Source organism: Legionella jamestowniensis (assembly GCF_001467745.1).
GTDB lineage: Bacteria > Pseudomonadota > Gammaproteobacteria > Legionellales > Legionellaceae > Tatlockia > Tatlockia jamestowniensis.
Genome location: NZ_LNYG01000012.1, coordinates 9,438 through 27,333, shown reverse-complemented (window position 1 = coordinate 27,333; position 17,896 = coordinate 9,438). Strand labels below are relative to the sequence as shown.

Below are 17,896 nucleotides of genomic sequence, written 5' to 3'. Positions count from 1 at the left end.
GTGAGTTGTGGGAAGCGAGTCGAGTTCTTAAAGTTCCAAAAAAGGAGTGGTATGCCGCTGCTAACCGGTGGTTAGAGGAGTCTAGTCATAAGCGTAGTTTAACTGATGACAAGGCTCATTTACGCTGGGTCGCCCCTTTTTTGAAGAATATTTTCTTGTCTGATATTACAAGTGATTTGATTGATGATATTGCCAAGAAAAAAGAAGCAACGGGTGTTTCACCTGCCTCAGTTAATAGAATGCTTGAAGTAGTTCGGGCGATTTTACGAAAAGCGCATAAAGAATGGGGATGGTTACAAGTTGTTCCCGCAGTTCGTATGCGAAAAGAGAATAATCGGCGAATTCGCTGGATAACTTATAAGGAAGCTGAACGCTTGCTGAAAGAGTTACCTGAGCATTTACAGGATATGGTCAGTTTTACATTGGCAACAGGATTAAGGCAAGCCAATGTTACTGAATTGAAGTGGTGTAATATTGATTTAATTCGAAGGCACGCTTTGGTCCATCCTGAAGACTCAAAATCGGGTAGAGCGATTCCTGTACCGCTAAACCAAGACGCGATAGCAATTTTGTTGAAGCGGAAGGGAAATCATCCTGTTTACGTCTTTACCTATAATGGTCATCCTGTCACCCGCTGTAATAATCATGCTTGGCGTAAAGCGTTAAGGCGTGCTGGTATTAAAGATTTCAGGTGGCATGATTTACGGCATACTTGGGCTAGTTGGCATGTTCAGAATGGAACAAGTTTACAGGAATTGCAGCAACTAGGTGGTTGGTCAAGTTTTGACATGGTATTACGTTACGCACACTTGTCAAGTGAACATTTAAGACGAGCGGCTGAACGAGTACAAAGCAAAATTTATCATCAACCAAATAGAGTAATGAATTATTATGGAGCCGTTTAGAATTTTCTTCTTAGGCAAGCCCACGAGATGAGATTTTATGTCACATTTCGGTCACAGTGACTTACGAGCCTCTACCAAAGTTTTCGTAAGTCCTTGATTTTAATGTTTAAAATGGCGCGCCCGGAAGGATTCGAACCTCCGACCCCCTGGTTCGTAGCCAGATACTCTATCCAACTGAGCTACGGGCGCGTGTACGTGGCGGAGAGAGAGGGATTCGAACCCTCGATGGGATTTCTCCCATACTCCCTTAGCAGGGGAGCGCCTTCGACCTCTCGGCCATCTCTCCGTTCAATGGAGGCGAAGTATAGCAGGTATTTGAGGCACGTCAACTCTATTTAAAAATCTTTTTATTATCAATTCGCTAAAAGCTTACAAAAGCTAAGGATAACTGCTATCTTTTATAGGATAATTTTAACGATTGTCAGCTGCATGGCAACTATCAGGAGGAGTAATGAAGCTCAAATCGAATTTAAGCGGCAGAGATGTATATGTAGTTGATGGCAGTCGAACGCCATTTCTCAAAGCAAAAGGAGTAGGTCCTTTTACTGGCTCAGATTTGGCCGTTGCGGCAGGTATGCCATTGTTAAATCGCCAGCCTTTCTTACCAACTGACTTGGATGAAGTTATCATCGGTTCTGCCATGCCAGGACCTGATGAGGCAAATATCGCCAGAGTAATCGCTTTACGACTTGGTTGTGGCGAAAAAGTTCCTGCGTTTACAGTAATGAGAAATTGTGCTTCCGGTATGCAAGCACTCGACAACGCAGCCATGCAAATTGCTAGCGGTCGTAGTGAGTTGGTTCTTGCAGGGGGTACTGAGGCGATGAGCCACGCCCCTTTATTATTTAATCAAAAAATGGCTTCCTGGTTAGCCAATTGGTTTGCCGCTAAAAGTGTAGGACAACGTGCGGTATTAATGACTAAATTCAGACCTTCATTTCTGGCTCCGGTAATTGCCTTGCTACGTGGCTTAACTGATCCTATTGTTGGATTGAATATGGGGCAGACCGCTGAAAAGGTCGCCTATCGTTTTAATATTACCCGTGAGCAAATGGATGCGTTTGCTTGTGAAAGTCATCGACGATTAGCCGCCGCTTATACGGAAAGTCGCATGGAAGAAGTAGTTCCAATCATTGACAATAAAGGGAGAGTTCATCCTCAAGATGACGGTATACGTGCAGATTCAACCGTAGAAAAATTAGCAAAACTAAAACCCTATTTTGATAAAAAATACGGTATGGTAACCGCAGGTAATAGTTCACAAGTGACTGATGGTGCCTGCCTGCTGATATTAGCGAGTGCTGAGGCAGTTAGAAAATACAATTTACCTGTAATGGGTCGCATTGTGGATTCACAATGGGCTGCCCTCGACCCATCACAAATGGGGTTAGGGCCTGTTCATGCGGCCACGCCAATCCTACAACGCCATAATTTGAAACCCACTGATTTGGATTGTTGGGAAATTAACGAAGCGTTTGCTGCTCAAGTGTTAGGTTGTCTGGCAGCATGGGATGACGAAGAGTATTGTCGTACGCAATTAGGTTTAAAACAAGCAATAGGAGCACCTTCATTGGGTCGGTTGAACATGGATGGTGGGGCGATAGCTGCGGGTCACCCGATAGGTGCAAGTGGGGCTCGTATTGTGTTACATGTGCTTCAGTCACTTAAACACCATAATGGAAGTCGAGGTATGGCTGCTATCTGTATCGGTGGTGGTCAAGGCGGAGCAATGTATCTGGAACGTGTAACAGAGGTGAAAGGACATGAGTAATTATAAACATTGGGAATTGCAAACTGACACCGACCACATTGCCTGGTTGGCGATTAATCGGCAAGATTCAGCCGTTAATACGATAAATAATGAAGTCTTGGATGAATTAAATAGTCTTTTGCAGGAAATAGGGCAACGATCCAATTTAAAAGGTTTAATCATTTATTCAACAAAGAGTAAAGGTTTTATTGCAGGAGCTGATGTTAATGCCTTTTCACAATTCACCACACCTGCTGAAGCTGTTGATTTTTTAAGAAAAGGACAGGCTGTTTTTTCCCGGCTGGAAGCATTATCAATACCCACTGTGGCAATGATTGACGGTTTTTGTATGGGAGGCGGTTTAGAGTTAGCATTAGCCTGCGACTATCGCATTGCCAATGATGATAAAGACACACGTCTTGGTTTGCCTGAAGTAATGTTAGGTATTCATCCTGGTTGGGGTGGAACCGTGCGCTTGCCAAAATTAATTGGTGGATTTGATGCACTCTCTAAAGTAATTTTGACAGGTGCAGCACTAAGTGCTGACAAAGCTAAACGTTTAGGTATTGTGGATGAGGTCGTTCCGCTAAGACAATTAAAGCGAGCTGCTGTTTATTTTATAAAAAATAAGCCCCCCAAACATAAACCAGCTTTCTTACAGTCATTAACCAATTATTCCTGGGTTCGTGCATTATTAGCACCACTTTTACGTAGTCAGGTTGCTAAACGCATCTCAAAAAAACACTACCCAGCACCTTTTACCGTCATTGATCTGTGGGAGAAAGAGGGTGGCGTAGGTGAGCGCGCTTATTTGAAGGAAGCTGACTCCGTTGAGCAACTTGTCACTGAGGGTGACACAGCACGTAATCTTATACGTGCATTTTTGTTGCGTGAACGTATGAAAGCTTTTGCCAAAGACAGTGATTTCAAAGCACAACATGTTCATGTTATTGGGGCTGGTGTAATGGGTGGTGATATTGCTGCCTGGTGTGCTTTACGCGGATTACACGTCACCTTGCAAGACAAATCCCATTTGCAAATTGCTCCTGCTATGGGCAGGGCACATGCATTGTTTAAAAAGAAATTACGTAAACCACGCTTAATACAAGCAGCGATGGATAGATTAATTGCGGATCCAGAGGGCCACGGAATTGCACGTGCTGACGTGATTATTGAGGCTGTATTTGAAAATCTGGAAGTAAAACAAGCAATTATGAAACAGGTTGAGGCCAAGGCTAAAAAAACTGCGATCATAGCAACCAATACATCCAGTATTCCTTTGGATGAAATAAGTGAAGTAATGACTAATCCCAAGCGTTTGGTTGGTATTCACTTCTTTAATCCAGTCGCTAAAATGGAGCTTGTGGAAGTGGTTAGTAGTTCTAAAACCGCTAAAGAGGTCGGTAAGGATGCTTGCGCCTTTGTTAATCAAATTGGTCGCATACCTTTACCTGTCAAATCGAGTCCAGGATTTTTAATTAATCGTGTATTGATGCCATACCTTATGGAGTGTGTGCAATTACTTGAAGAAGGCTATAGCGGTGAGGAAATTGATAAAGCTGCTAAAGATTTCGGTATGGTAATGGGACCTGTTGAATTAGCTGATACCGTGGGTATGGATGTTTGTTTGGCTGTTGCAGAAAATTTAACAGCACATTTTGGTGGAACTGTCCCCCAACGATTACGAGACATGGTTAAAGAAGGCAAGCTTGGACGTAAAACTGGCGAAGGCTTCTATCGCTATAAAAATGGAAAACCAATCAAGCAGAAAGTAACAAGCACCAAGCCAAGTAAAGATATTGCCAACCGCTTAATTTTAAGGATGGTCAATGAGGCTGCTACTTGTTTACGTGAAGATGTTGTTGCCGATAGTGATTTGCTTGATGGTGGAATGATCTTTGCGACTGGTTTTGCACCATTCCGAGGTGGCCCAATGAATTATGCTAAGCATTTTGGTCACGATAAGCTCAATGAGCTATTTGCAAAATTAGAAGCGCAATACGGGGAGCGATTCAAAGCAGATGTAAGTCTATAAAGAGTGGTTTTTATCAGGCGGCAAGGTCTCTCCTTGCCGTCATGTGAATGATGGTTAGGCAGCTCAAAATATGCACGTTGACATAGCCCCTACCCATTTTCTTAATTTTGAGAAAAATTTATTACATGAAGTTTTACTTTACTGAAATAATTGTTCAAATTTAAGGCGCTCAATCAAGATTACAAGGTATGAAATGTTTAAGCAATTGCAAAGAATGGCCTTAATTGCCTGTCTGTTTGGATTGCAGCCTCTATGGGCTATTTCTTTTGTTCTTCCTGCTAAAGATGACATTATTGGCGAAGTTCAATATGTGAATCCTGAAATGGGCGAGACGCTAAGTGCAGTTGGGATGCGTTATGATATTGGCTATTATGAAATGGTTAGGGCTAATCCAAAAATAAATCCCATGAGCCTCTTGGATGAACACACAACCCTACTTATTCCTTCCCAATTCATTTTGCCGGCGGTGCCTCATGAAGGAATAGTAATTAATTTAGCCGAATACCGCCTATACTATTTTCCTCCTGATGAAAACATCGTAATAACTATGCCTGTGGGCATTGGTCGCGAAGGTTGGACAACGCCTGTCGGTGCGACAAAAATAATCAGTAAAGAAAAAAATCCTGTATGGCGGCCAACAACCAATTTGTTGAGACATGCAGCGAAACATGGGATTCAAATTCCTGATGAATTTCCTGCAGGGGAAGATAACCCCCTTGGGAAACATGTTTTACGTTTAGGCTGGCCCACTTATCTTATTCACGGTACTAACCGAAGAGATGGCGTAGGTACCCGCGTAAGTGCTGGATGCATAAGAATGATGCCGGAAGATATTGAATATCTCTTCAATTTAGTAAAAGTAGGCACACCGGTGCGTGTATTAAATAATCCCGTTAAATTCGGCTATTTAAATGGAAAATTGTATATTCAAATACATCCTCCTCTGGCGGAACAAAAAAGAGGGGAGTTAAGAACGTTGGTTGAGACACAACTCAAACAGATAGCTGTTTCTAATATTAATAAAAATGAAATACAGGCTGAATTAAAGTCTCCCAGCGGTGTTCCTAAAAAAATTAGCTGATTTTTTTGCACAGTACAGGCATAAGTAGTGAGTAATTACTAAAATTATTACACTGGCGAGTAAATCAATAGGGTAATGCCAACCCAATAATACACAAGAGGCTATCAACAAAATATTAATGGGTAATAATAAAAGAAAAATAAAGCGTGACCAGCGTATTAAGTAAAGACAAAGCCAGGCCCAAATCGCATGAAAAGAGGGAAAAGCAATCATTCCTCCTTCAATGGTTGATGGAGGAATGTGTTGATGAATCTCTCGAAATTTAATGCCTGTTGCATATTGTGCCTGACTAAAAAAATCACTGTTAAGTGCGGTTGCAGGGGCTAAAGTGGGGTAAAAATAATATATTGTAAAGCCTAAAACGGCACTGATAAGTAATAGACAGTAATATTCACGCAAGTAAGGAAATTGTCTCATCCCTATGGCTACCAGAGGTAAGATGCTCATTTGGTAAGGCAAGCTGTCGTAAATATAAACCAACATTTGAATTAACCAGGGATAGTGTTGTGCCCAGGCAACAATAGATATTATATTAATGTTTAGTCTTGCTTCCATCTCTATTAAAGTGTCATCGATAGGGGCAAAAGGTGTGTATTGGACTGCGTTAGTCGCAAAAGCAATCGTTGACATGACAAGAAAATAATAAATTAATTCTCTGGTCATTTTCACTGCAATACTGTTTCTTCCAAACTGAAGATAACTCCCCAGGAATCCTAGAAAAAGGAGTATGGCAATTAATAACGTATCAGGTGGAAAATAATTATTACCCGGAAATTTATAAATGAAATAGTTAACACTCAGAGCGACTAATGCCAATACACCAAGAATAAAGGCAGAAGCAACAGAACAATAATGAAAATTTCTTGGCATTTGGTAAATTATACAGAATCATTGTCATGTTGTTTTTGTTTGATTGCACGGTAAATTTCCTCACGGTGAACTTCGATGGAGCGAGGGGCGTTTACACCAAATTTAACATTACCATGCTCTAAAGTTTTAAAAGCCACAATTTGAACCATAGTCCCTTTAATATTGACAGTGAGTGGCTCTTCAAAGGGAATAGTCAGAATATTCATAAAAACCTCTTTACTTTTTAATATGTTATATCGCATGACCTAGTTAAATGCAATGATTAATCTTGCAGTATCTACCACATTTTTCGCTGCAATAGCCCATTTATAAATGTTTTCACCAAATCGCTTCTAAATCCATTTATCCTTTTTATTAAATGAAATAGCTAGTTAATAACGAGAACATGATTAAATAAATAATCGCAAAAAGAGGATGCACCAATAACATCACCCCAATAGCTACAATTAATCCTAAAATTGAGCAAACGCATCATCAAAAATAGTTAATTTTGCCTGCTTATGCTTTAAAACGATTACTTAATCATAAAATGAATAATGAGGTAACGGCAGGGTATATCATGAAAGATGTGGAGCGTTTGCGGAAACAGATGCAGCAGGTTGTTAATTTTATACTTGAGCATATGCTGGAAACTGCAGAGTTAAGTTGAATATTTCCTGATGATTTTTTTCCCGAAGGCCGTATTGATAGTAGACCTCAAAGAGAACAGATGATAAATAAAATAAGATCATCAATGATGAGAGTTATTAAATATAAAATTCATTCTGTGTTGTTTTATTGTCAATTAACTTTCTTAACTCGGTCAATAATGACTTGGTTTCATTAATCAAAAAATCTTTAAATTTATCCTTTTTCAATGTTCTTTCATGAACACTTAGGAATAAAACGTGACAATTCATCTTGAAAAGCTTTACTGTAGATAATTTCATCAATTTTAGCAATTCTATCATCAAGTTTTGTTGGGTAATCCGTAATTTTATAATCCTTAATTTTGGACAAAATGAATTGTTTATTAATGGAAGAGCCACGTTGCTTTAACCAGCGTAAATCCCAAATATCTCGATGGCGAACATAGCGAGTTGTATTAATCAATGAAATTAACTTATCAGCCATAATTTCATCTAAACTTTCCGTCATAACCAAAACGTCACTATAACCATCAGGTAAAAAATCATAATTAGCATTTAATGCAGTAGGAGCCCGTGTATATGCTGGAATCTAATAATCCTTGTTTATCAAGAGCAAAAAGCAAGTCATAGTGCAACAATTCTTTTTCAATCACCGGCTGCATATGAGCACTGTAGTACTAACAAAGAGTATGAGATCACAAAATCAGGCTAATTTAAAGACACTTATGATCTTGCCCTGCAGAACCTAACTTTTGCAATTAACTCCTTTTTGTGAGAAAATTTTGAACTAATAGTTAATCTTTAAACATATCATTTCGGGGAAGTTCCATGAAATATAAAATTAAAAGCACCCCAGAATTAGATTATATGAGTCAAAATGATTTTAGTGATTGTCAGGATATCATTTTGCAAACCCCAATGTACAATAAAAGAGCTAAGTTAGTCTATGCTTCTAAAGCAACTTCACATAAAATCAGTTCAAAGCAAGATTTAAAGTCACTTTCATTTCTTCATGATAGCTCATCTGGAATGATGCTTATTAAAATAGGAGGCGGGGTCTTCCATTATTTTATAATTCAAAAAGAAAATATAAATAATCAGAGTTTTTTTCGTATATTTCAAGCCTATGATCAAGGGTACACCCTTCAAGACTGGCTTAATAATGATAGAGAGTGGCACGCTCCAGCAAAAAAACAGTTTGGTAATGGCCAATGGCTAGACTCAGAGAAAATAAATGATTTTATCCAAAATATGGAAAGGATTATTTCCGATAAGGACTCAGAGGCTTATTTTCAGAACTTTGGTGTAAGAGAAGAGATTAAGGAAGATGTTTTTATAGTTGCAAGTACATTTGCGAAGCATGCCGACTCCAAGGAATCAATTTCTATTGAAGTTATTCAAGAACAGAATCAGTCAGAAGCTACAGTTATACCTTTTGGCATGAATACCGGTTTTGTCGTAAATTTTTTCACCCCCCCAAATAAAGTGATGACATCTCCGCAAAGCGAGGAGCTTCCCAGCTGTGAGCAGAGCCACCGTCAACTTGACTTTGAGCCAAACTGACTAGTACACCATTCGGGTTAATTTTTCCCCCTCAGCATAACAAGTGGTGCGTGTGATACTCTTCATTTTTTTCAATAATAATAAGCCTGAAGAGTACACACATGGAAATGATGCGCTCTAATTGATTTGGACAGCCCAGCATCTGGATTTTTGAGATGAAGGGTATTCATTGGTTTGGCCTGGGCTTCTATAAGGATAAGTTTTCTTACACTATGACCTTGATTTTCCTATTTCAATTCCAAAACATTACTATGTTTAAGTTCAAGCTTATTAGGCCAGTGCTTCTCGGAGACTAGGGACTCGCTTCATTTTTTCCCATTATTATTGAAAAAAATGAGAGACCATTTTGTAAAAATTGAATTTGACGTTCCATTTTTTTGATTATCGAAATATGCGCGTCAAAAGAAGGAGATCCTGCAAAGATAAGTTGCGGGAAAATAAGAAGTTTTTATGGATAGGGGGGGCGATCGATAACTGAATTATATTTATCCACAGCTTGCGTCAATACATCACGAACGACTTGTTCCATGATCACTGGTGGAGCAATTGTTTTGGATTTCTCCAAGACTGCGATACGTTTTGATAAAGAGGCTGCTTCTTTTTCACCATAAAAGCTATTTACAACGATTTTATCCTTCTTTTCTTTGCACTGTTCGATTGTATGCTGGATATTTTTCAATGCTTCTAAGTAGCTGGATGTCATGGATTTTTCCATGAGGTTAACTACAAAATCTGAAGTAATGGTTGGCTGTTGCAAAACATTCGAACAAGATTGTGCCAATTTATTGATTTCATTGTCATAATTATTTTGGTCATGGAGTAATAAATAGTGCATGGCCCGTGCACTTTGAGCCTGGATAAGGTCATTAAATGCTTCTTTAACAGGTGAATTGTCTTTTTTCTCCAAGGTACCCATCAAATACCTCCCCACAGCGATTATTGTTTTTATTGTAGTCTGAAATTTCAATTTTGCTGGAAAAGAGTGATATAATTGCAAATAAGCTACAAAATTTGCGCTTTTTGAACTTTTCTAATTAAAAAGCACTGATTGTTTCATTAGGGTGTAATGACGCGATTAAAATTTTTTAACCTGCACCACAATCTTAAATAACTATAAATTGCTCTAATTGAGAAAATCAGTTAAGATTGTGCGTTTTTTTAACCTTGCCTTACTTTATTTAATTGAAGAAGGCTATTATCCATAAGGAGAAACTCAGTGAGACATTATGAAGTAGTGTTTCTTGTGCATCCCGATCAAAGCGAGCAAGTCCCTGCAATGGTTGAGCGCTATGAAGGAATTATTACCAAACACGGTGGAACCATCCATCGTAAAGAAGACTGGGGACGCAGACAGCTGGCCTATACCATTAAAGATGTTCATAAGGCTCATTACATACTGATGAATATAGAATGTAACCAAGCTGCCCTTGATGAATTAAAAAATGCATTCAAATTTAACGATGCAATACTAAGAAATTTAATCATCAAGCGTAAACACGCGATTACAGGTCAATCCGTGTTAATGAAAAAAGAAAAAGATGAAAGAGCAGCTTAAGGAGTAGTAATCTATGTCAACTTCATATTTCCGTCGTAAAAAAATGCGTTTCAGTGCTGAAGGCTCTAGTGAGATTGATTATAAAGATGTTAATGTGCTGAAAAATTACATCACTGAAACGGGTAAAATTGTTCCAAGCCGTATTACGGGTACACCAACCCGGCCTCAGCGTCAGTTGGCGCAGGCCATTAAATGGGCGCGCTTCTTGGGATTATTACCTTATTGTGATAGCCACCGATAAAAATGACACGGTTTGGCGAATTATTGCGTAAGCAAGGACGTTTTCTCTTAGAAAACGAGACTTATGCGCTAGCATACATCGCAATTTTAGCCTTGGTGCCTTTTGCTGCTTGGTTGTCTGCAGCAATTATAGCGTTATTAACGCTGCGCAAAGGATGGATGCCTGGATTTAAAGGAGTGGCGGTAGGAGTTTTGGCATTATTGCTCCTGTCATCACTTTCTTCATCCTGGTCTTTGGCTTTTATTACTGCTGTTATGGCTTTTTTGCCTTGCTATTTGGCTGCTGGGGTATTGCATTCGACCACAAATTGGCGTTTTGCCGTAGCCTTTATTGTCTTGCAGGCATTGATTGGCATCCTATTGATACATTGGTTGGCTCCTGAGTTTATAAATGAGCAATACCAATTTATCCAGGCAGTATTAAAGCAGCTTGAGCGTGATGATGTTATTGCAGACCTGCTAAACAATCAGAATACAGTTAATCCGATTGTTATTGCTAATTATGTGATGGGCATTCAGGCGGTAAGCATTGTTTTATCTACAATTGCTTCACTAATGTTGGCGCGGTCAGTCCAATCCGGCTTATTTTATCCAGGTGGGTACCGGCAGGAAATGCTTAATTTTCGTGCCAGTTCTTTAGGGGTGATTTTATTGGTTATTGCTGTTGTCGCTGCTTATCAGGAAAATCCCCTGGCAATAAGTGTTTTGCCCGTATTGGTCGTATATTACGCAGGTGCAGGAATAAGCATAGGCTTTAATGCATTGTACAAAGGTAAAAAAGGGATGAGTAGGTTAATCTTATTATTAATTCCTTTAATTTTATTACCATTTGTCATAATTCCCATTTATGTGGTTTTAGGTGCTTTAGATAGTTTGTTTAATTTTAGATTGCGTTTGCCTGTTAAGACAGGTTGAGCAAAATAAGGGGTTCATAAGATGGAAGTTATTCTATTAGAAAAAATTAGAAACTTAGGAAATCTGGGCGACAAGGTTAATGTAAGGGCTGGTTATGGCCGCAATTACCTTATCCCCCAAAATAAGGCTGTATTTGCCACCGGAGAGAACATTGAGCGTTTTGAACAACGTCGGGCAGAGCTTGAAAAGAAAGCGCAGCAATCTCTGGCAAGTGCCGAGCAACGTGCAGCCAAGTTAAATGATATTACCGTTGTAATTTCAGCAATGGCTAGTGACGAAGGCAAACTTTATGGATCGGTAGGCCCTAACGAAATCAAAGATGCGTTGAAAGGAAAATCAATTGAAGTAAGTAAACGCGAAATTGTTATGCCTGAAGGACCAATCCATTCAATTGGTGATTACACTGTTGAAATTCATGTTCATAGCGATGTTATTGCAAATCTGCAAGTTCAAATCGTATCAGCAAAATAAAAATGAGTAAAAAGAATCTGCTAACTGCAGATTCTTTTTACTTTTACCTATTTGTCATTGCAAGCATCTTTCTTTTTCAATTGCGTTGTTGTTCCATGCAATAATGACAATCATTAAAATTGTAACTGTAAGCTATTTATTCGAGATTTGTTTATAATCACGATTGTCACAAGAATCGTTATATATTGATATTTAATCAAGCGACATTATTTAAATGATGTTGATATAGTTATCTATTCAAAGGAAATATCAATCCCGCCGTATAGGGCATACTGGCTAGGGGACTGAGTGCCATTTAATTTTTCCGAGATGGGAAATCCGGCCCCCAGGTAGAAAGACGTGGTTTCACCTATATTAACCCTAAAGCCTGGGTTTAAATAGATACTATTACCTCCAGAATTGGGGGATTTAATGCCTTGAACCTTATCTTTCTTCCAATATTCACCTGTTAACTCCAGGATAGCATCAACGCTATAGTATGTTTTGCCAGAATGTTTAAAGGCAGGATAAGTAACAGCAAAATTATAATCAAAGTAGCTACCTAACAGGGTATCCTGAGTTCCTTTTGTTGTTTGGGTGTAAAAATAATTGTTACTTATGGATAAGTGGCCAAAGTTTTTAGAAAAAATTAGGCCTGCAACCGGCATCCAGGCTCCTGTGCCTGGTTGATCCGACGCGTCAAATAATTCACCAGTAGTGGTTTTTACGGTAGTTTTTCCTGTAGGCGTATTAAGTCCTATAAAAAGAGCTGTTGTGAGTGGCAATTTGTTATTGCCTTCAGTGATTCGCCACATTCCAAAAATGGTTGTATCAGCTAGCCCTGATATGTCACCAAGATTCATCAGACGAAATATATTATCATCAATTTCGGTTAATCCGCGTAAATGATAACTACGTTGTATGGGTATACTTATACCAGCGGTGAAATTATCAATTAATCCGTAGCTCATCAGCAAATAATTAATTAACAATCCTGTTTGACTTTCATATTCTGCGGATTTTAATAATTCCGCATCAGCTATTGGGCGAGTACGATAATACTCAGTTCTCTCATTTACTGACCAACTTCCTTTATCTAGGGTGTCAGTAGTCGAGGTAACAATAGGGGTTCCAATACCGGTAGAAAAGTTATGTAAGCTACGTTGAGAAGTATTGGCGTACATTAGCTGAAGGTGGCAAAAACTGAGACTTACTACCCATAAAAAAAACTTATTCATTTCTAAAACGCCTCCAACGTATTACCGTTATCTTATTAGCTAAAACTGTAATATGTCCACATTCTTAAATTTTTATAACCTTGATTGAAAGCACTTAATGAAAAATAATTAACTCGAAGAAGCGAGTAGGGTAGATATTTGCAGAAGGGGGCCTCCCACTATATTGCTCTTTATTGGTCGATGGTGATATAACCAGGGCTGTCTCGAGACTTCAATCCATGTTTGGCAGCTCATCAAATCGTTGCAAAGCGGGTGTTTTGTCTTCCCAAGATGAGCGGCTGGCATAATAAATGTGAGCCGTTGGCTCTAGGAATGTATCATCATCTACCGTTCCCGCTGGTAAAACCACATGAGAATTCCCCTCCTGCCTAGGAAGTGGGCTGCCACAAATATTGCAGAATGCGCGTTGCTTTCTTGTCCCTTCTAATTGGAAATGGGTAATATTATTTTGACCTTTTTCCCACGATAATTGAGCATTATTAAAGAAAACATTGGCTCCATGAATTGTACCAGTTTCTTTTCTGCAGCGACTGCAATGACATAAATACATTGCTTTTGGCTTTTCCCCTGTAATGATATAGTGACAAGCACCGCATAAACATGCACCTTTGTATTGATTCATGACAGGGTCTCCTCCAAACGCAATATTATAGACGACCAGCAATTTAATCGGTAGTGAAATCACTTTCACCTGAATGAATTGAAAAACTAAACGTGCTGTTTCATTATTAAAATTTTCTAAAAGGGTAAGTCTATGCCTTGTTGCTGATTTTAATATAGCGATCGATATCTATTTTTAACCTTTGGCACACCCAGAGAAGTATTGTTTGATGGTCTTACCTGTTCCATTCATAACCGTTGTGATTAGTGTTTTGCAAATTTAGACAATTGCCAACCCTGTTGCGGAATTCGACACAATCTTCTTTAGTCATTGACGGCATTTTAAAAATAGATTTTGCTTTTTAGAGTGAGATAATCTCAGTTGGTGATGATAACGACAGCAATTCTTAACGATGAGTAGTGATGGCTGTTCTCTTTACGCGTTATCCCATGAGAGGGATCTGGAAAAGTCCCTTGCCAAAAATCAATTAGAAGTAATCGGTGAAACGGAAGGCAATCTGGATAGGTTGTCTATCGGGCATGCTAAGTCTGATTATTTTGATAATCAGACTTAGTGGGTGGACGCGCACCGTGGATATCTCTATTAAATGCAAACGCTAAGTAAGGAATTCTATTTTTTCTTTTCCTCCAGCTTTGCTAAAACATTATCAAGTGGAGTAAATGAAACAATTAGTGATAAAAGTGCAGCTCCTGCTCCTGTTACAAGTGCTTCCATTAATGACTGACCATTGTGGCTTATATAATCAGCAATTACTGTTCCAATAAATGCAACAAAAGCAATGCCATAGCGAGAAGTTTGAAATTTTACCCAGTGACCATAAGAAAAAATTAACCCAAAAAGTCCAGCACCAAGCCCCGTTGTAATGGCGATTTCCCAGTGATGAAGCGTTAAGGTACCCAAATTGCCTTTTGTCATGGCGATTAGGCACGAGGTTGTTGATTGTGAAACATGACGGAGTACAATGGCAAAACGAATTTTCAAATTGATGAGAAAGTTTGTCATATAAGCTTTTATAGCTCCTGTAAACAAAATTAGTTTAAGCTACCTATGGTGCTCTGAGTTTAAATTCTTTACTTTCATTGAAATTTCGAATCCGCAAGCATGCGCATACTTTTGCAATGTTTTCCAACTGGAGTTTACGACACCCTTCTCCAATCTGGAGATATTACTCTTCTGAGTCCCCACTTTACGAGCAATTTCCTCCTGAGATAATCCTGACTTCTTATGCATAGTCAGCAATGTATCAATTAAGGCAAATTCTTCATTAAGACCCTCATACTCAGCTTTCACTTCCAGGTTTTGTAAAGCTCTTTTTTTTAAATTTTGAATACTCATTTTCTTTATTGTTATCATTTATGATACTTTTGTTCTAGCAAATGTCAAATCATAAGACATCCAAAAGGTGTTCATAAAAGATTAATCTCACCTGATCACTTCACTCTGTGAATACATTTAGAGAGATAGTTATAAATAGGGGTGTGACAATCATTGGAACGAAAAGGTACTTTAAGCAAAAATTCCTAGGCCAGTTCTAGATCTTCAGCGGCATTTAGCGGTCTAGTTGACCATCTGCTACGACTTTTGGCAACATAAATGAAAAATGTCCCAAAAAATTAATATGTTTCCGTCCCAACGGCGATAACCGTGCTTCATCTTCTTCTTTTATCACGTTACCTTGTGCACGCAAATAACCTAACGCAGACTGTATATAAACTGTATTCCAAAACACTATTGCATTGGTCGCTAACTCAAGCATGTTGAGTTGGTCCTCTTGCCCTCTTGATATTTTTCATAAATTTCACCTCGACGACCATGATATACAGTACGTGCTAGACTGTGACGACTTTCATCCTTATTGAGCTGTATCAAAATATGGCTGCGATATTACTAGAAATTAGTAATGGTACAATAAAGAAGTTCTTAGTTATTAAATCGAATAAGAACTATTAAGAATTTCAAATTTATACTTCAAATATCTTATTAACAATAAATTCTCTTTTTTGATTAATTAATGCACATTTATTGTCATGGCGAAAATTAAAACAGTCCTTGAAATTTTATCTAACCTTAAGTGTTAACATGAAGGTAAAAATCCTATTTTTCTTTACAGAGATTATTTTAAGACTTGATATCTAAATATTGATAAGCAAGGGAACATAATAAACATGGTGATAGGATTAATCAGACTTAAGCTCTTTTAATGGCTTGGATTCAAACAATAACTGATAAACTGCTCTAGTTGATGAGCAGTAGTTTTCACAGGTTGCAAATGGATTGAAAAAACTCTTCGGCTTATGCACGATTTAAACATTAGCACAAGAGATACACCGGTTGCATTCTTATTTAGGATATGTAAACCCAAATCAATTTGAAAAACAGAGTAATTTTTTAATGAAAGTTGCTTAACTGGGATGTAACAATGATCACGTCATGGTCCAATGGTTTCAATTTATAGGTCTGCTTTTTTAAAATTGATTTAATTATCATGAGCAAACAGGAATTGTTTAGTGCATACATTATATGTTCTAATCTAAGAAGTTTTAGATAAGAGATCATTAATGAAAGGAATCCTAGTCAGTTTGTTTTGGGGTTGTGTAGCCTCAACCTTAGTCAGTCAATCAGCCAATGCAGGGATTGATTCCAAAGAAGCCAATTTCACGCCTAGCTTTTCAGTATTCAAACAAAGCCATCTTGTATTTCAAGTAGGTGGTTATTGGAGTTCTCAGGGTAAAGCGCAGCACATCAATATTGATGGGTTAATTGGAAATGATTATACGGTAACGAAGCACCATGATTCAAATGGCCTTGTAGGTTTGGGGTATTTTATAGATGGTCAAAACTTAGGCCGGGTTCAGTGGAGCTATGGGGTGAATGGGTTTTATCTTCCTAAAACCAATGTATCTGGCACTGTAGTCCAGGAAACACTATTTACTAACTTGGCTTACACCTATCACCTGACCCATTATCCTGTTTATGCTGTGGTCAAAGCAAAGACGGATATGCCTCTTGCTCGTTTTCCCTTAACTGTTGATGCTGGTATTGGTCCTAATTTTATGCATGCAGGACGATACAACGAGCACCCATTAGATGGGAACTCGATTCCTGATAATGCATTTGCAAGGCATACTACCACAACGTTTAGCGCCACTGCGGGTGTTGGTGTGCAGCTAGCTCAAATTTTTGGTCAGCTACCTTTGGAATGTGGTTATCGATTCTTCTATTTAGGTGAGGGACATTTTTCCAAAAAAACGGACCAGCTTCTCAATACTTTGCACACAGGGACAGTCTATGCGAATGCAGTAGTGTGTTCCGTGCGTAGTTAATGATGCAGAAAAATTAAGGACAATAATTATGAAACGAATTTTTCATATAGTAGCTTTGCTACTGAGTTCGATAACTTATGCGCAAACGGGGAACTTATTCAATGTTGTCGAATCAGGTAGTGCCGCTACCGCAGATATTATTTTGTGTTTAAATGGAAAAGGGCCTCTGTCCTGTGAGAAATTTCATGTTTCAGCTCAAAATATACAAATTAGCACAACAATTAATCGTGTCTATCCTACAGTAGGGATTAAAATCCTAACCCCTGGATACAGGCCAACAGGTTGCACACCTGATGCTAATGGTTATTGTTTGTTTGCGGTGAATGGGCAAACACCAACTGAGATAACCGTAAATAGTACGTCTATCTATACAGTAGGCGGTAGGATTACGGGGCTTGCAGGTTCAGTAACATTGCAAAATAATGGTCGCGATTCACTAACACAAGCGACAGATGGCAGGTTTACTTTTACAATTCCGCTAGCAAGCGGCAGCACTTATAATGTAACAGTCTCTTCACAGCCGGCCACTCAAACCTGTACGGTTAGCAATGGCACAGGTACAGTAACCGGTTCCAATGTAACCAATGTGCAAGTCGTTTGCTCGACTCATACCCATATGCTGGGCGGTACGATTTCTGGGCTTGTCGGTTCTGTTTCCTTGCAAAATAATGGTGGTGATACGTTAACGCGAACTACCAACGGCAGTTTTACTTTTACAAC

General features: G+C 38.7%; 19 protein-coding genes, 2 tRNA genes and 3 pseudogenes. 13 read left to right on the top strand and 11 right to left on the bottom strand.

The genetic code is table 11. The features are described 5' to 3' along the window. On the top strand, positions 1-905 hold a 905-nt coding region (locus Ljam_RS03265), incomplete at its 5' end, for a tyrosine-type recombinase/integrase (protein ID WP_238583682.1). Between the two features lie 112 nt (positions 906-1,017). Here the strand turns inward: Ljam_RS03265 and Ljam_RS03260 are convergent. Further along, positions 1,018-1,094, bottom strand: a tRNA-Arg gene (locus Ljam_RS03260). A gap of 7 nt (positions 1,095-1,101) precedes the next feature. Continuing rightward, a tRNA-Ser gene (locus Ljam_RS03255) sits at positions 1,102-1,191 on the bottom strand. A gap of 165 nt (positions 1,192-1,356) precedes the next feature. On the opposite strand from Ljam_RS03255, the gene Ljam_RS03250 reads away from it, so the two are divergent. The 3 genes from Ljam_RS03250 to Ljam_RS03240 all read left to right on the top strand — a co-directional run bounded on the left by Ljam_RS03250 (position 1,357) and on the right by Ljam_RS03240 (position 5,771). After that, a complete protein-coding gene (locus Ljam_RS03250; RefSeq protein ID WP_058448705.1) occupies positions 1,357-2,676 on the top strand; it encodes an acetyl-CoA C-acetyltransferase in 1,320 nt (439 codons plus the stop codon). Beyond that, positions 2,669-4,690 (top strand): 3-hydroxyacyl-CoA dehydrogenase NAD-binding domain-containing protein, encoded by a 2,022-nt coding sequence (locus Ljam_RS03245; RefSeq protein ID WP_058448704.1) that lies wholly within the window; start codon positions 2,669-2,671, stop codon positions 4,688-4,690. The genes Ljam_RS03250 and Ljam_RS03245 overlap by 8 nt, the downstream gene beginning before the upstream one ends. A gap of 193 nt (positions 4,691-4,883) precedes the next feature. Beyond that, the gene (locus tag Ljam_RS03240) at positions 4,884-5,771 is read left to right on the top strand and encodes a L,D-transpeptidase family protein (RefSeq protein WP_082651562.1); all 888 of its coding nucleotides are present in this window, start codon (positions 4,884-4,886) and stop codon (positions 5,769-5,771) included. Here Ljam_RS03240 and Ljam_RS03235 read toward each other — a convergent pair. Together Ljam_RS03235 and Ljam_RS03230 are read right to left on the bottom strand one after the other, a co-directional pair. After that, positions 5,733-6,641: a phosphatase PAP2 family protein gene (locus Ljam_RS03235; protein ID WP_058448702.1), complete on the bottom strand. Its 909-nt coding sequence runs from the start codon at positions 6,639-6,641 to the stop codon at positions 5,733-5,735. The genes Ljam_RS03240 and Ljam_RS03235 overlap by 39 nt on opposite strands. 8 nt (positions 6,642-6,649) lie before the next feature. After that, positions 6,650-6,847, bottom strand: coding sequence for a carbon storage regulator (locus Ljam_RS03230; RefSeq protein WP_058448701.1), 198 nt, complete (start codon positions 6,845-6,847; stop codon positions 6,650-6,652). Between the two features lie 278 nt (positions 6,848-7,125). Between Ljam_RS03230 and Ljam_RS15605 the strand changes: the two are divergent. Next, positions 7,126-7,290, top strand: a pseudogene (locus Ljam_RS15605) (integrase); the annotation flags it as partial. A gap of 215 nt (positions 7,291-7,505) precedes the next feature. Here Ljam_RS15605 and Ljam_RS15410 read toward each other — a convergent pair. Continuing rightward, positions 7,506-7,778 (bottom strand): nucleotidyl transferase AbiEii/AbiGii toxin family protein, encoded by a 273-nt coding sequence (locus tag Ljam_RS15410; RefSeq protein ID WP_058448700.1) that lies wholly within the window; start codon positions 7,776-7,778, stop codon positions 7,506-7,508. Positions 7,779-8,098: 320 nt separating this feature from the next. Between Ljam_RS15410 and Ljam_RS03220 the strand changes: the two genes are divergently transcribed. Further along, positions 8,099-8,833 (top strand): hypothetical protein, encoded by a 735-nt coding sequence (locus tag Ljam_RS03220; RefSeq protein ID WP_058448699.1) that lies wholly within the window; start codon positions 8,099-8,101, stop codon positions 8,831-8,833. 448 nt (positions 8,834-9,281) lie between these two features. Here the strand turns inward: Ljam_RS03220 and Ljam_RS03215 are convergent, their stop codons facing one another. Continuing rightward, positions 9,282-9,749: a hypothetical protein gene (locus tag Ljam_RS03215; protein ID WP_058448698.1), complete on the bottom strand. Its 468-nt coding sequence runs from the start codon at positions 9,747-9,749 to the stop codon at positions 9,282-9,284. 300 nt (positions 9,750-10,049) lie between these two features. Here Ljam_RS03215 and rpsF point away from each other — a divergent pair, with 300 nt between their 5' ends. Genes rpsF through rplI form a run of 4 tightly spaced genes read left to right on the top strand, consistent with a single transcriptional unit; the run spans position 10,050 to position 12,014 of the window. Beyond that, complete coding sequence (gene rpsF, locus Ljam_RS03210; protein WP_058448697.1) at positions 10,050-10,388, top strand: 30S ribosomal protein S6; 339 nt, start codon at positions 10,050-10,052, stop codon at positions 10,386-10,388. Positions 10,389-10,401: 13 nt separating this feature from the next. Continuing rightward, positions 10,402-10,629 (top strand): 30S ribosomal protein S18, encoded by a 228-nt coding sequence (gene rpsR / locus Ljam_RS03205; RefSeq protein ID WP_058448696.1) that lies wholly within the window; start codon positions 10,402-10,404, stop codon positions 10,627-10,629. Positions 10,630-10,631: 2 nt separating this feature from the next. Further along, on the top strand, positions 10,632-11,543 hold the full coding sequence (locus Ljam_RS03200; RefSeq protein ID WP_058448695.1) for a hypothetical protein: 912 nt from the start codon (positions 10,632-10,634) through the stop codon (positions 11,541-11,543). 21 nt (positions 11,544-11,564) lie between these two features. Then, positions 11,565-12,014: a 50S ribosomal protein L9 gene (rplI, locus tag Ljam_RS03195; protein WP_058448694.1), complete on the top strand. Its 450-nt coding sequence runs from the start codon at positions 11,565-11,567 to the stop codon at positions 12,012-12,014. A 233-nt stretch (positions 12,015-12,247) separates the two neighbouring features. On the opposite strand, the gene Ljam_RS03190 is transcribed toward rplI, so the two are convergent. Then, on the bottom strand, positions 12,248-13,231 hold the full coding sequence (locus Ljam_RS03190) for a hypothetical protein (RefSeq protein WP_058448693.1): 984 nt from the start codon (positions 13,229-13,231) through the stop codon (positions 12,248-12,250). A 211-nt stretch (positions 13,232-13,442) separates the two neighbouring features. Beyond that, complete coding sequence (locus Ljam_RS03185; protein ID WP_058448692.1) at positions 13,443-13,853, bottom strand: GFA family protein; 411 nt, start codon at positions 13,851-13,853, stop codon at positions 13,443-13,445. 391 nt (positions 13,854-14,244) lie between these two features. Here Ljam_RS03185 and Ljam_RS15110 point away from each other — a divergent pair, with 391 nt between their 5' ends. Next, on the top strand, positions 14,245-14,406 hold the full coding sequence (locus Ljam_RS15110) for a hypothetical protein (RefSeq protein ID WP_156411910.1): 162 nt from the start codon (positions 14,245-14,247) through the stop codon (positions 14,404-14,406). Between the two features lie 56 nt (positions 14,407-14,462). Here the strand turns inward: Ljam_RS15110 and Ljam_RS03180 are convergent, their stop codons facing one another. The 3 genes and pseudogenes from Ljam_RS03180 to Ljam_RS15450 all read right to left on the bottom strand — a co-directional run bounded on the left by Ljam_RS03180 (position 14,463) and on the right by Ljam_RS15450 (position 15,722). Next, positions 14,463-14,855: a hypothetical protein gene (locus Ljam_RS03180; RefSeq protein ID WP_058448691.1), complete on the bottom strand. Its 393-nt coding sequence runs from the start codon at positions 14,853-14,855 to the stop codon at positions 14,463-14,465. Between the two features lie 39 nt (positions 14,856-14,894). Beyond that, positions 14,895-15,188: a helix-turn-helix domain-containing protein gene (locus tag Ljam_RS03175; protein WP_058448932.1), complete on the bottom strand. Its 294-nt coding sequence runs from the start codon at positions 15,186-15,188 to the stop codon at positions 14,895-14,897. Positions 15,189-15,402: 214 nt separating this feature from the next. Further along, positions 15,403-15,722 (bottom strand): annotated as a pseudogene (locus Ljam_RS15450) (Tn3 family transposase). A gap of 689 nt (positions 15,723-16,411) precedes the next feature. On the opposite strand from Ljam_RS15450, the gene Ljam_RS03165 reads away from it, so the two are divergent. Together Ljam_RS03165 and Ljam_RS03160 are read left to right on the top strand one after the other, a co-directional pair. Next, entirely contained in the window at positions 16,412-17,176 is a 765-nt protein-coding gene (locus Ljam_RS03165) for a hypothetical protein (RefSeq protein WP_058448690.1), read from the top strand. A 28-nt stretch (positions 17,177-17,204) separates the two neighbouring features. Further along, a pseudogene (locus Ljam_RS03160) lies at positions 17,205-17,896 on the top strand (hypothetical protein); the annotation flags it as partial.

Coding starts and splice junctions, on each gene's coding strand:
- Ljam_RS03185 (WP_058448692.1), bottom strand. CDS start 13,853: ATGAATCAATACAAAGGTGCATGTTTATGCGGTGCTTGTCACTATATC.
- Ljam_RS03215 (WP_058448698.1), bottom strand. CDS start 9,749: ATGGGTACCTTGGAGAAAAAAGACAATTCACCTGTTAAAGAAGCATTT.
- rplI (WP_058448694.1), top strand. CDS start 11,565: ATGGAAGTTATTCTATTAGAAAAAATTAGAAACTTAGGAAATCTGGGC.
- Ljam_RS03230 (WP_058448701.1), bottom strand. CDS start 6,847: ATGAATATTCTGACTATTCCCTTTGAAGAGCCACTCACTGTCAATATT.
- Ljam_RS03250 (WP_058448705.1), top strand. CDS start 1,357: ATGAAGCTCAAATCGAATTTAAGCGGCAGAGATGTATATGTAGTTGAT.
- Ljam_RS03190 (WP_058448693.1), bottom strand. CDS start 13,231: ATGAATAAGTTTTTTTTATGGGTAGTAAGTCTCAGTTTTTGCCACCTT.
- Ljam_RS03180 (WP_058448691.1), bottom strand. CDS start 14,855: ATGACAAACTTTCTCATCAATTTGAAAATTCGTTTTGCCATTGTACTC.
- Ljam_RS03245 (WP_058448704.1), top strand. CDS start 2,669: ATGAGTAATTATAAACATTGGGAATTGCAAACTGACACCGACCACATT.
- Ljam_RS15110 (WP_156411910.1), top strand. CDS start 14,245: ATGAGTAGTGATGGCTGTTCTCTTTACGCGTTATCCCATGAGAGGGAT.
- Ljam_RS03235 (WP_058448702.1), bottom strand. CDS start 6,641: ATGCCAAGAAATTTTCATTATTGTTCTGTTGCTTCTGCCTTTATTCTT.
- Ljam_RS03200 (WP_058448695.1), top strand. CDS start 10,632: ATGACACGGTTTGGCGAATTATTGCGTAAGCAAGGACGTTTTCTCTTA.
- Ljam_RS03240 (WP_082651562.1), top strand. CDS start 4,884: ATGTTTAAGCAATTGCAAAGAATGGCCTTAATTGCCTGTCTGTTTGGA.
- Ljam_RS03175 (WP_058448932.1), bottom strand. CDS start 15,188: ATGAGTATTCAAAATTTAAAAAAAAGAGCTTTACAAAACCTGGAAGTG.
- rpsR (WP_058448696.1), top strand. CDS start 10,402: ATGTCAACTTCATATTTCCGTCGTAAAAAAATGCGTTTCAGTGCTGAA.
- Ljam_RS03165 (WP_058448690.1), top strand. CDS start 16,412: ATGAAAGGAATCCTAGTCAGTTTGTTTTGGGGTTGTGTAGCCTCAACC.
- Ljam_RS03220 (WP_058448699.1), top strand. CDS start 8,099: ATGAAATATAAAATTAAAAGCACCCCAGAATTAGATTATATGAGTCAA.
- Ljam_RS15410 (WP_058448700.1), bottom strand. CDS start 7,778: ATGACGGAAAGTTTAGATGAAATTATGGCTGATAAGTTAATTTCATTG.